The organism is Mycobacterium sp. ACS4331, assembly GCF_001667265.1.
Taxonomy (GTDB): domain Bacteria; phylum Actinomycetota; class Actinomycetes; order Mycobacteriales; family Mycobacteriaceae; genus Mycobacterium.
The window spans coordinates 1-12,414 of record NZ_LZHW01000084.1 but is presented as its reverse complement, the minus strand read 5'-3'; the positions used below and the strand labels follow the sequence as shown (position 1 = coordinate 12,414).

Annotated in this window: 8 protein-coding genes; 3 read left to right on the top strand and 5 right to left on the bottom strand. The window is 67.0% G+C overall.

Annotated features, from left to right (window positions below; translation table 11 throughout):
- Window positions 1-36: 36 nt before the first annotated feature.
- The 3 genes from A5727_RS19490 to A5727_RS19480 all read right to left on the bottom strand — a co-directional run bounded on the left by A5727_RS19490 (window position 37) and on the right by A5727_RS19480 (window position 5,116).
- Window positions 37-1,311, bottom strand: a complete 1,275-nt coding sequence (locus A5727_RS19490) for a hypothetical protein (protein WP_068253499.1) — start codon at window positions 1,309-1,311, stop codon at window positions 37-39.
- A gap of 679 nt (window positions 1,312-1,990) precedes the next feature.
- On the bottom strand, window positions 1,991-3,001 hold the full coding sequence (locus A5727_RS19485) for a hypothetical protein (protein WP_157521465.1): 1,011 nt from the start codon (window positions 2,999-3,001) through the stop codon (window positions 1,991-1,993).
- Between the two features lie 303 nt (window positions 3,002-3,304).
- Window positions 3,305-5,116, bottom strand: a complete 1,812-nt coding sequence (locus A5727_RS19480) for a hypothetical protein (protein ID WP_068253492.1) — start codon at window positions 5,114-5,116, stop codon at window positions 3,305-3,307.
- A gap of 533 nt (window positions 5,117-5,649) precedes the next feature.
- Between A5727_RS19480 and mshB the strand changes: the two genes are divergently transcribed.
- Together mshB and A5727_RS19470 are read left to right on the top strand one after the other, a co-directional pair.
- Complete coding sequence (mshB, locus tag A5727_RS19475; RefSeq protein ID WP_068253490.1) at window positions 5,650-6,537, top strand: N-acetyl-1-D-myo-inositol-2-amino-2-deoxy-alpha-D-glucopyranoside deacetylase; 888 nt, start codon at window positions 5,650-5,652, stop codon at window positions 6,535-6,537.
- Between the two features lie 400 nt (window positions 6,538-6,937).
- A complete protein-coding gene (locus A5727_RS19470; RefSeq protein ID WP_068253487.1) occupies window positions 6,938-7,393 on the top strand; it encodes a hypothetical protein in 456 nt (151 codons plus the stop codon).
- Window positions 7,394-7,472: 79 nt separating this feature from the next.
- On the opposite strand, the gene A5727_RS19465 is transcribed toward A5727_RS19470, so the two are convergent.
- Window positions 7,473-8,705 (bottom strand): hypothetical protein, encoded by a 1,233-nt coding sequence (locus tag A5727_RS19465; RefSeq protein WP_068253483.1) that lies wholly within the window; start codon window positions 8,703-8,705, stop codon window positions 7,473-7,475.
- Window positions 8,706-8,946: 241 nt separating this feature from the next.
- Between A5727_RS19465 and A5727_RS19460 the strand changes: the two genes are divergently transcribed.
- Window positions 8,947-11,481, top strand: coding sequence for a bifunctional FO biosynthesis protein CofGH (locus A5727_RS19460; RefSeq protein WP_197507706.1), 2,535 nt, complete (start codon window positions 8,947-8,949; stop codon window positions 11,479-11,481).
- A 57-nt stretch (window positions 11,482-11,538) separates the two neighbouring features.
- Here the strand turns inward: A5727_RS19460 and A5727_RS19455 are convergent, their stop codons facing one another.
- Complete coding sequence (locus tag A5727_RS19455) at window positions 11,539-12,027, bottom strand: DUF309 domain-containing protein (protein ID WP_068253472.1); 489 nt, start codon at window positions 12,025-12,027, stop codon at window positions 11,539-11,541.
- Between the last annotated feature and the right edge of the window lie 387 nt (window positions 12,028-12,414).

Below are 12,414 nucleotides of genomic sequence, written 5' to 3'. Positions count from 1 at the left end.
CCCACCTCACGGTGAGCCCCATCGGTGTTGTTTCGGTCAGGCAGCGTCCTGAGCCGACGCGGACGGTGCCTCGGCGCCGCCGCTGTCGCGGTCCGCCTTGGCTGCGTCCCGCTTGGCCTGGCGCTCGGCCTTGGCCGCCTCACGCTGGGCCTGCCGTTCCGCCTTGGCCGCCGCGCGCTCGGCCTTGGCTTCGGCGCGCTTCTCCTTGATCTTCGACACCGCGTCGGAGATCTTGCCCGCCAGTCCGGCACCGGCCTGCGGCGCCGCGGAACCCGAATCACCATCGGTGCCCGAATCGTCCCCGGCTTCGAGGGCGGGCGTGGGCGCGGTACCGGTGTCGCCCGGAGTCTGGCCCTCCAGGCCGGCCCCGTCCCCTGCCGCGCCGGCGGCCCCGGACTCGACAGCCCCGGCCTCGGCGGGTTCTGACTGCGACACGTCGACGATGAAGGAGCGCTGCGTGACCGACTCGTCGGCCTCGACCTTGGCGGCCGCGGGGACCGCGCTCGGGTCGCCCGAGGCCGTCATCGCTTCGGCGATCTTCTTGCGGAGATCCAGGAGCGCCGCGATCGGGCCGCCGAACCCGAATTCACCTTCGGCCGGCGACGGCGTGAGAAGACCCGGGTTCGGGCCGAGGAGCTCGCCCGCACCGTTGAGCAGTGCATCGACCAGGCGGGCCGGTGCGTTGATCAAGGTGCTCGCCACTGCGGCGAAGTCGAGGTTGCGCAGTCCGTCCACGATCGCCTGGCCGGTCTGGCCGATTGTGTACATCACCGAGAAGATGGGTCCGCCCACGCCGAGCAGCACGGGGAGGATGTTGTCCACCTTGGTGACGACCTCGAATGCGGCTGCGAAGTTCTGCACGACGTTATTGGCGACCGCGCCCACTGCGAGTACCGGTGCGACCAGCCCGAGTCCCAGGGGGAGTACAGCGAAGGTGAGGGTCTGCACCGCACCGGCGATGTCACCGTCAGCCAGCTGGGTGACGAGGGTCTTCACCGTGTCGGGCAGCGCGCCGACCGTTGACAACATCAGGTCCACCGTCTGCTGCGCGGTGACGGCCAGGAACGCGGCGTTGCCGAGTTGATTGCGGATCGCCTGCGCCAGCACCGGGGCCGGTGCGGCGAGGAAGTCCTGGGCCAGAGCGCCCGCGTTGTCCGCGGACCTCTGCAGGACTTCAGCCCACACAGTGATGGGATTGGTGCTCGCGGTGAGCCCGACGTCGGCGAAATGAGCGGTCGACGGCGCCGCGATCTCAACGGAGGACACCGGAGGATGAATGGGCGCGAGCGCGATCGCGCCTGCTCCGACCATCGCGACACCTGCGGTGAGGTATGAACGTACAGCTATTTGCATTGCTTGCATCCCCTTCATGAAGCTGATGGCTTCTGACGGGCCGAAAGTACCTGAGAGGAAACTGAGTAAGTGGGTTTTTGTGCACATTTGAATTTCCCTCGAATTGCTCAGCTATGTACCTTTGGTAACGAAATCCTGCCGCATTCAGTGGAGGTCATTGCCCTCCGCTAACGACCTGGCCAGCAAGGTCGCTGCGGCGTGACCGGGCGAATCGCCGGGCGTATATTGGGCGTCGAGCTGCGAATCACTTCGCGTCCATCTGCTCCTTTTATTTTCGCCAACAATGGCACTCTCTGTGTAAATGCCAGATCACGGGATCTGATTTTCTGGATGGGGAAATTGCCGGTCGGAGGGTCGTCCGCACGGCGTCCGGTGCGAGTTTCCGGGGCATTGCGAATCGCATGTATGTCATCGGCCTGGGTGGCACACCGACTGGGTCGCGGGTTCGTGCGCTACCGCGGCTTGGGGCGGTTGGAGTGCCCCGGCAACCAAAAAAATGTCACGTCCTGACGCGATTTGATCGTCATCGTGTCGCGGAAAGCGACTGCACCCCGCCCAGCGCTCAGCGCCGAACGGGGTGCATGAGTGGCTCGAGTTCAGGCGCCCCACACCGCCCGAACCGTCATCCGAGCCGAGATCAGTCCGCGGATCCGGCCTCCGGGGCGCGATTGGCGCCGGTCACTCGCTTCACGAGGCGCTCCAGGCGCTTGACGGGAGCCTTCGCGTCCAGTCTGCGATCGGGTCTGGTCAGCGAGGTGGCCGGTGTGGTCCGCTTCGGCGCCGCGGACTCGCCCTTGCGGGCCGCGGCATCGTTGTCGCTGGCAGAAGGGAGCAGACTGCTGCGCGACTGCATGGTCGCGGTCGAGATCGGGGCACCGGTGTCGGGGTGAACGCCCAGGGTGTCGGCAACGGTGCTGCGCACCGAATCGCGGGCGCCGATGAGCACGTTGTTGCGGAACTGCATGAGCTGACCGTCGCCGGTCGGATCCGTCGGTTCACCGTTGGTGCCTCCGACGGGTGCGGGCAGCACCCGCGCCGCACCTTCGATGGCGGGATCGGCGATCCACTGTGGTGCATCGATGTACTCCCGCAGGGCCAGGTACAACGCGGTGTTGGGCCCGCCCGAGATCGAGGTGAGCGCACCTTCGGCGACCGGTACGACGCCAAGGGGTGCCAACGCGAGTCCTCTGACGAGGCGCTGCAGGGTCAGCGCCGCCCCCTCGGCGAGGTCGCCGGCGTCGTCACGCAGGTCGATCAGGACCGTGTTGCGGAACTGAAGAAGCGCCCCGTCGTCGACTCCGTCGGTGGATTCCTGGCCGGTGCCACCGCCCAGCTCGCCCGGAAGAATCTGCGCGAGGGCCTCCAGGGCCGGATCCATCACCCACAGTGGTGCACCGGTGGCATCGGCGACCACCTCGCGCAGCAGGTTCTCATCCCCTGCGATCACCGCGTACGCCGCGGCCAGTGGTGTCAGCGGAGCAGCTGCCGCCGTGGTGACGAGCCGCTCGCCCGACAGCGTCAACAGTTCACTCGGTGCCTGGTCGTAGATTGCTGCCAGCCCGAACGGCGCTTCGACCACCCGTGGCGCCGCCGCCGACGCAGGCGCCACAGGTGTCAGAGCGACGACGCTTGCACCAACGATCGCCACACCCGCTCCGAGACGGCATTGAACAGACTTCTTCATTTGCTGAACCCCCCAAGGTCCTCATTGATCCCCGACCCCGCGCAGGTTTTCCATGCGCCCCGCGTCGAGTATGGCTCAGGTTTCTCTCAGCTTTCGCCACGTCATTGCGAGCGCAAGCACTCGTGCGTCCCGGCGGGTAGCTGGCAGTGGCGACGGTCGCGCGAAGCAGCAGATCGGCACACCCGAGCCGGCTTTGCCAGTGGGTGGGACTGCGGCAAAAAGAAAGAGGGGCCCACTCCATGAGTGGGCCCCTCTTTCGTTGGGGTGTTACTCGGCGCTGGCGCTGCTCGAAGCGGAGTCGCGCTTGGCCGCACGCTCGGCCTTGGCGGAGTCACGCTTGGCCGCGCGCTCGGCCTTGGCGGCCGAACGCTGCTCGGCGCGCTCGGCCTTGGCTGCTTCGCGGTCGGCCTTGGCGGCCTCGCGCTTCTCCTTGGCCGTCTTCTTGGCCGGGGCTTCCGTGCCGGACCCACCGTCGGAGACTCCGGTCGACGGGGCGTCGGCCAGGTCCTTCGGGTCCGTCACGACCACCGAGGTCTCCTCACCGGAGGCGGAGTCGTCGACCGCGACGATCTCCTTGTCGGTGACGACCTCAGTCTCGACAACCTCGGTCTCGACGACGGTCTCGTTCTCGACGGCGACCAGGGCGGTGCGCAGTCCGGCGTCGCCGGCGGCCGGCGCCTCCGGGGTCAGGTCGGGCAGAGCTTCGCCGACGGTCGTCAGGGCACCGGTGATGGCGTCCTCGATGGCGTTCGAGACGGTGATGACGGTGCCCACACCGGTGTCGATCAGGCTGTCGACGGCAGCAAGACCGCCGAGGGCCAGGTCGCGGGCCTCGTTGACCACCGAGTTGATCGTCGCGGCCAGCGCGACCGGGAGGTCTGCGACCTCGGCGGGCAGACCCACGGCGGTGAGCAGACCGGAGACCGCGGTGGCCAGACCGCTGGTGAGATCGGTGATCAGGGCCGCGGCGGAGACCGTGAGGTTCGAGGCCAGGTTCACTGGAACCTTGGCCAGGTCGCCGGCGGTGAACACCGCGGTGTTGAAGACCCCGAACCCGCCGCTGATCAGCGAGGACAGTGCCGTGGTGTAGCTGGCGGGGTCCAGCGGTGCGTTGCCGATCGCGTCGAGTGCCCCGGTGATCGCGTATTCGACTTCGGCCACCGCGTACCAGGCACCGTCGGAGATGGTGAAGAAGCCGTCGCTGAGCGCGTTGACCACGCTGTTGGCGGCACCCGCCGAAGCGTTGACGACCGCAGAGATCGGAGCGATGGCCAGGCCCTGGACCGCCGCGACGACACCCTCCACGATCTGGCTGCCCGATGCCGTGGCGACACCGTCGAGCAGTGCGCTCAGGCCGCCCAGTGCGATGTTGAACTGGCCCTGGACGCCGTCGATGTTGATGCCGAGCAGGCCGGGAAGCTGAACTTCGCCGTCGTTGTAGCCGAACAGCGCGAAGCCGAACTCGTTCACCAGATCGATGCCGCCGTAGGCCACCCCTGCGGCGGTCTCCACGCCGGCGCCAAGCAGGCCGGTGTAGCTCGACAGGGCCAACGGGTTGTTGACCACGTCGGCGATGGCGTAGAGGGCCGTCGACAGCGTGCCGATCAGCGTCGATCCGATGATGTCGGTGACGGTGCCGGGCAGCAGCGAGATGATCTCATCGGTACCCCCGACGGTGACCAGCAGCTGGTCGAATCCGGCCTGGGAGGTGCCCGCCAGCAGGGTCAGCAGGCCCGACAGGGTCTGAGAACCGGAGGCGGCCTCGATCAGGGTGTCCCACAGAGCGGTGTTGAGGCTGGACGCCTCGTCCAGAACGCCGAGCAGAGTTTGCCCCGGAATCGCGGCAACCGCGTCGACGGTCGCGACCACGTCGGCGAGGCCGGCATTGAGCGCGGCGATGAACTCAGCGATCGCGGCATCGTCGATGGCCGCCGACAGCTGCACATCAGGTACCGAGACGCTCGGGATCGTCAGGTTCCGATCGTGCGTCGGCGTCACCACGACTGGCGTCAAAGCAATGGCGCTGGCTGCGGTGAGCGCCATGCCGGCCGTGAGGTACGAGCGGGCGGAGATCTCCATTTTGTTACTTCCCCTATCTGGTTGGGCTGAACCGGGTAGCTGAGAGCTTGGGCCAGTTTCTCAGGTTCTGCTCAGGGAATCACAGACCAAATCGGACAGTCTTTGCGGTTTCAAGAATGTTTGCTGGCTAACGCCGTGGAGGCGGGTGCGCCCGCATGCAAGAAGGGGTGAATAACGGAAACTCGTGGCACGGTGTGTCACTGTTTGCTGGATACGTGTGTGGCTGCTGTTGCTGCTGTTGGCAACCTTCAAGATCGCGTCCAGCCGCCGTAACTGTTAGCTGAGTCACCTCAGCTCCGGTTAAGTTCTGGTAACGACAGGGCGGGTTAGCGGCGCTGCAGGTTTCGTTCGCACACGTGAACGAAATTTGGTCTCAGAACAGTCTCGATGGGAGGTGTGACACCTCTTGGTGGACGTGCCCAAAGGTGCTGACGGCGACGTAAAACCTTGCTGCCGACACCGGGAACCTGAGCTCAACCTGGGAAATCGTCGGTAGACGGAATTCGCCAGAGGGTCGCCGCTACGCTGGGTCGATGCAAGCTGAAAGGCCACGCCTTCTCTTTGTGCACGCGCACCCAGATGACGAGACCATCAATAACGGGGCCACCATCGCCCACTACGCAGCACTGGGCGCCGAGGTTCGAGTCGTCACCTGCACGCTCGGTGAAGAGGGGGAGGTGATCGGGGACCGCTGGGCACTGCTGGCAGCCGATCACGCCGATCAGTTGGGGGGATACCGCATCGCCGAACTCTGCTCGGCGCTGCACCTGCTCGGGATCGATGACCCGATATTCCTCGGAGGCGCCGGACGCTGGCGCGACTCGGGGATGGCGGGAACGCCTCCACGCGGTGAGCGGCAGCGCTTTGTCGATGCGGATGAGAGGGAGGCCGTCGGCGCTCTCGTGGAGATCATTCGCGATCTGCGTCCTCACGTCGTCGTCACCTACGACCCCAACGGCGGGTACGGGCACCCCGACCACATCCGGGCACACCAGGTCACCACGGCAGCGGTGGCCGCCGCGGCCACCACGGACTACCCCGGTGAGCCCTGGACGGTGTCCAAGTTCTATTGGACGGTCCTCTCCGGTCGCGCCGTCCAGGCCGCAGCCGCCGGCCTGGACTCCGCTGATCTGCTGCCGGGTTGGGTGCTGCCCCCGAGCGACATCGAGTTCGGCTACTCGGACGAGCAGATCACCACAATGATCGATGCCACCGATGGATTGACCGCCAAGATCGAAGCGCTCGCGGCCCACGCCACACAGGTCGTCGTCGGTCCCACCGGCCGCGCTGCGGCGCTCTCGAACAATCTCGCGCTGCCGATCTCGGGATACGAGCACTACGTCCTCGTATCGGGGGAGAGCGGCGCGCGCAACGAGCGTGGTTGGGAAACCGACCTGCTGGCAGGTCTGGACCTGCCGTAGAAAAGCCGGAATCGCCGGCGGGACTGCCCCCTCTGCAGTCCCGCCGGCGAAGTCACCGGGTCAGATGTTCGGTGAGCGTCGGAAACGGCGCGTCCGAGTCCTCTTCGCGCGGTTCCGTAGCGCTCGCGGCTGTGATTCACTGCGGCCCTGCGTGATCACGGCGGTGCAGACTCTGCTGCTCATCGGTCCCCCCTTGGTTCGACTCTGCGCAGAAAATTACGGAGATTCATAACGGTGCGATACGCCCTGCGCCGCACACGAGTAGCCATGGCAGCAGATTCGAGTAGTGACTACCCGTGTCGGGTAGGCTGCCGACAGCGGCGCATCGGAAGGGACGAACCATGGATCCGGATCTGGACCCCAACCAGCAGCATTGGCAGGACCGGCTGGACAACTTCCAGTGGGTCGTGGGCTCACTGACCGCGCTGCTCGACAGCGTCCCGACCTGACCGACGAGCGCGGAGTCGATTCCGCCAGTCGCGTCATCGTCCTGACTCTTCTCGCCGTCGACGGCGTCATCTGCGCCGTGATGTCTGCGCTCCTGTTGCCGCTCTACATCGGCGTCGTTCCGTTCCCCGTCAGTGCCCTTGTCGCGGGCTTGGTCAACGTGGCGCTGGTGTGGGCCGCCAGCCAGTGGACGACGGAGACTCGAGTCGCGGCGCTCCCACTGTGGACGTGGCTGATCACCACCGGACTGCTGACGTTCGGGGGCCCCGGCGGGGACATCATGTTCGGCGGATCGGGTTGGCGTGCGTTCTATCCGATCCTGCTCATCGTGGTGGGAGCCGGACCGGCCGCGTGGTTCCTGATACGGCACAACGACGACAAGCTTCGCCGGGCGCAGGCCCACCGCTGACCGGTTGGGGCGGGTCGGTCAGAAGGCCTTGCACCGGGGCACGTCGGCCCCTCGGCCTCCCCTTCCGCCGGCCTTGTGCCTACTCCGCCGACTGAGCGGCTCGGCGGGCCGACGTGGACTTGGTGGCCCGCTCGGCGGCTTTCGCCAAGCGGGTCTTCACGCCGTCCACGACGCGGGTGCGCGGACTGTCCCCGGCCGCTGAGTCGGTCCTGGTGCCGGCCTTGGCGTCGTCTGCGGTGTCCGACTGCGCGGTTTCGGGTGCAGACCGCTCGGGTCTGGCGACCCTGTCGAGGTGTCTGACGGCCTTCTCTCTGGCCAGTTCCAGGCGTGACAAGGCGTTGTCGAGGGCAGACCGAGGACGCTCGACGGCCCCGTCGGCGGCTGTGGTGACGTCGACCGGGTCAGGTGCGGCGCCGGGGGCGGTGTTCGGCGTCGGCCCCGGGAGTGTCTCCTGGACCGCGGACTGTGTCTGGCCGTCGCCGGTGCCCACCACCTCAGTGGGCTGCACCGGCGATGGCGCCTTCTCCGAGCCGGCGATGTCGGCGGGGGCGATCCCGTCGGGCGCGGGAACCCACGTTGTGGGGTCGAGCGCCTGCGTCAGGTGGTCAATGCCGCGCTGGATCGCCGGCTGGATCTCGGCGTTCCATGCCTGTCCAAGTGATTCGGACAGTTCCGTGAGGGTCATCCCGGCTTTGAGGAGTGACTCTCCCTCTGTGGCGGCGGACGCGGACGCGACCGACGAGAGGCTGGGCCACCACGGCGGCAGCGGGGGCACGGGGAATGGCAGCCACTGCAGGCTCAGCACGTAATTGATCTCGCCGCGGATGCCGGCGACCACGCCGTTGATGGCCGCGTCGGCGATGGCACCGATTCCGGCTCCCCAGACCCCGAGGTTGAGGGGGTCGTTGACCACCGGGTCCAAGAAGTCATAGACGAACGCGTCGGTCACGGCGAGAACGAACGGTTCGTACCAGATGAAGATCTGGTCAGAGACCAGGTATCCGAACGGGACGAAGCTCAGCGCCCACGGTGCCAGGTCGAGGGAGGCGTAATTGGCCCAGCGTCGAGTGAACGCGTAGACGGTGTCGATGACGTTCGAGGCCGCGTTCATCGGGGTCACCACCGCGTCCTCCAGCGGCGGCGCGGGGAGGTCGAACAGATTGGGGGCCACGCTCGCGGTGTTCTGCACCGACCAGGTGACGGCGGGTGGCGCCGCAGGGACGGGCGGTGACACGATCGGGGCGGCCACGATCGCGGTGGCCGTGAGAGTGGTGACGCCGGTGGTCAGAACCGAGCGAACGGAAACACCCATACCAACTCCCTGACTCTGCATTTGGCCACCGTGGAATCTACGCCCTCGCCCGCTGATCTGTCGGTACTGTCGGACACAACCCAAGGGCGTGTTCACCGAAGCGATGGGCGCGGCTAGTGTGGGGGCGTCAGGGCAGGGACCGACGTTTCAGATAGTGAGACATGCGGATGAATCTCAACCATCGATGGGTTAACGAGGAGTGGCTCTGAACCCGCAGCACGTCGACCTGCCCACACCGGTCATGCCCGTGGATACGGCCGCCCCCAGCCAATCGGCGCTGCGGCGAGTCCTGCGGCGGGCCCGCGACGGGGTGATCCTGAATGTCGACGAGGCGGCCATCGCACTGGCCGCCCGTGGTGACGATTTGGCGGATCTGTGCGCGAGCGCCGCGAGGGTTCGTGATGCGGGCCTGGAGTCGACCGGACGACGCGGTCCGGAGGGGCGCCTGCCGATCAGCTATTCGCGCAAGGTGTTCATCCCCATCACCCACCTGTGCCGGGACACCTGCCACTACTGCACCTTCGTCACCGTCCCGGGGGCGCTGCGCAAGCAGGGTGTGGGCATGTACATGGAGCCCGACGAGATCCTCGAGGTCGCCCGTCAGGGTGCCGAATTGGGCTGCAAAGAGGCTCTGTTCACGCTCGGCGATCGCCCCGAAGCGCGTTGGCCGGAGGCGCGGCAGTGGCTCGACGAGCGCGGTTACGACTCGACGCTGGACTACGTGCGCGCCATGGCGATTCGTGTGCTTGAGGAGACCGGCCTGCTGCCGCACCTCAATCCCGGCGTGATGAGCTGGTCGGAGTTGTCGCGGCTCAAGCCCGTTGCGCCCTCGATGGGCATGATGCTGGAGACGACGTCGCGGCGGCTGTTCGAGACCAAGGGCGAGGCGCACTACGGCAGTCCGGACAAGGATCCCGCGGTTCGCCTGCGCACGCTGACCGACGCTGGTCGGCTCTCCATCCCGTTCACGACGGGCCTGCTGGTGGGGATCGGGGAGAACCTGACTGAGCGCGCCGAGACGATTCATGCGATTCGGAAGTCGCACAAGGAGTTCGGGCACATCCAGGAAGTGATCGTGCAGAACTTCCGAGCCAAGGACCACACCGCGATGGCGTCGACGCCGGATGCCGGACTCGATGACTTCCTGGCCACGATTGCGGTGGCCCGGCTGGTGCTCGGACCCGGCATGCGCATCCAGGCGCCCCCGAACCTCGTGTCGCGCGAGGAGTGCCTCGCACTGGTCGGCGCCGGCGTCGACGACTGGGGCGGCGTGTCCCCGTTGACTCCAGATCACGTCAATCCCGAACGGCCCTGGCCGGCATTGGATGACCTCGCCGACGTCACCGCCGAGGCCGGTTACGACCTGGTTCAGCGGCTGACGGCGCATCCCAAGTACATCCAGGCTGGTGCGGCGTGGATCGACCCGCGGGTGCGAACGCATGTCGACGCCCTTGCCGATCCCGAGACCGGTTGGGCCCGCGACGTCAATCCGACGGGACTGCCCTGGCAGGAACCGGACGAGGCCGCCGAGTCGCTGGGGCGCACTGACCTGCACACCGCGATCGACTCCGACGGCCGGCTGACGGAGACGCGCAGCGATCTGGACAGTGCGTTCGGGGACTGGGAGTCCATCCGCGCGCACGTCCACGAACTTGCGGCGCGTGCGCCCGAGCGGATCGACACCGACGTCCTGTCGGCGCTGCGGTCGGCCGAACGTGACCCCGCCGGCTGCAGCGACGACGAGTATCTGGCGCTGGCGACCGCGGACGGTCCCGCACTGGAGGCCGTGACCGCACTCGCTGACGCGCTGCGCCGCGACGTGGTCGGCGAGGACGTGACGTTCGTGGTGAACCGGAACATCAACTTCACCAACATCTGCTACACCGGTTGCCGGTTCTGTGCCTTCGCGCAGCGCAAGGGCGATGCCGACGCCTACTCCCTGTCGACCGACGAGGTTGCCGACCGAGCCTGGGAGGCGCACGTCGCGGGCGCGACCGAGGTGTGCATGCAGGGTGGCATCGATCCGGAACTGCCCGTGACGGGTTACGCCGATCTGGTGCGGGCCGTCAAGGCGCGGGTGCCTTCGATGCATGTGCATGCGTTCTCTCCCATGGAGATCGCCAACGGTGTGACGAAGAGTGGGTTGAGCATTCGTGAATGGCTGACTGCCCTGCGCGAGGCCGGGCTCGACACCATCCCGGGGACTGCCGCCGAGATCCTCGACGATGAGGTGCGCTGGGTCCTGACGAAGGGCAAGCTGCCGACCTCGATGTGGATTGAGGTGGTCAGCACCGCTCACGAGGTCGGGTTGCGGTCGAGTTCGACCATGATGTACGGGCACGTCGACACCCCGCGGCATTGGGTCGGTCACCTCAATGTGTTGCGTGAGATTCAGGACCGCACGGGCGGTTTCACCGAGTTTGTGCCATTGCCGTTCGTGCACCAGTCCTCGCCGCTGTACCTGGCGGGTGCCGCGCGGCCGGGACCCACGCACCGGGACAATCGCGCGGTGCATGCGCTGGCCCGGATCATGCTGCACGGCAGGATCTCTCAGATCCAGACCAGTTGGGTCAAGCTCGGCATCGAACGCACGCAGGTCATGCTGCGTGGTGGGGCCAACGATCTCGGCGGCACGTTGATGGAGGAGACCATCTCGCGGATGGCTGGTTCGGAGAACGGCTCGGCCAAGACCGTCGCCGAACTCGTCGAGATCGCCGCGGGTATTGGGCGGCCCGCGCGTCAGCGGACGACGACCTACGCCGAAATCGCGGCTTGAGTCCTTTCGTCCTGCGTGTCCGTGAGGCTCGATGTGCCACGCGCGCAGCGGGTTCGGTCAGGTCTCGATCAGCAGTCTTGGCCGCAGTCGGGTTGCGGTGATCTCGACGCCCGCGGCGACATCGGCGGCGAGGCTGTCGGCGTACGCGATCAACGCGTCACCGTCGATCCGATAGGGCAGAGGGCGAGTCACTTCGCCGATGCGTTCGGCCGCTCGACACAACAGTGCGGCAGCGCCTTTGGCGTTACCCCGTTGGACGTGGGTGATGCCGACCGCGAGTTGAGCCAACGCCTGCCACAAAGCGCGTTCCTCGGCGGGGCCGTTCTTCCAGGCGGCCTCGAAGACTTCGTGCGCGTGAAAGGCCATGCCGTCGTCGAGCAGCCGTTGTGTGTATCGCAGGGTCTCGTCCGGGGTGAGCCGCAGGTCGTCGCTGATGCGCGGGACGCCCTGACTGTCGGCGGGAAGTGGACGGCCGAGCGCATCGCGTGGCCGTGAGTTGCGGGGGCGGCCAGATTCATCGCGGTCGCGGTCAGATTCGCTCTTCACCTGCGTCCCCGTCCTGGTCGGCCTCGGCAATCCTGTCGGGCCCTCCGGTCCCATCGACTTCTCCAATCCTAGTGCCGGGCAGTTTCAGTCAATGCCGCCGACCAACAGCGACACGACTCTCTGTGCGCCCCCAGGTGGCCCCGGCTGTTCGGCCGGGGTCGGGGGGTCGCGTGCGCTGTCCACCTGTCAGCCGGGGTCGGGGCCGCCTTCGTCGTCCTCCTGGTGTGGGTTCAGGAGGTTTTCGGGGTGGTGGTGGTCGTTGACCCGTGGTCCACCGTTGTCGAGGTGGGGTGGTGGGATCTATTCACACCGCCCGCGGCGCATGCGGGTTCGCCATTTGGTGGGGCTGACTTTGCGGTTGTCGGGCCCGCACGCCAAAGCCAACTC

Bases quoted from the DNA above. Each gene is read 5' to 3' on its own strand.
- A5727_RS19465 (WP_068253483.1), bottom strand. From the start codon at position 8,705: ATGGGTGTTTCCGTTCGCTCGGTTCTGACCACCGGCGTCACCACTCTC.
- A5727_RS19460 (WP_197507706.1), top strand. From the start codon at position 8,947: ATGCCCGTGGATACGGCCGCCCCCAGCCAATCGGCGCTGCGGCGAGTC.
- mshB (WP_068253490.1), top strand. From the start codon at position 5,650: ATGCAAGCTGAAAGGCCACGCCTTCTCTTTGTGCACGCGCACCCAGAT.
- A5727_RS19480 (WP_068253492.1), bottom strand. From the start codon at position 5,116: ATGGAGATCTCCGCCCGCTCGTACCTCACGGCCGGCATGGCGCTCACC.
- A5727_RS19490 (WP_068253499.1), bottom strand. From the start codon at position 1,311: ATGGTCGGAGCAGGCGCGATCGCGCTCGCGCCCATTCATCCTCCGGTG.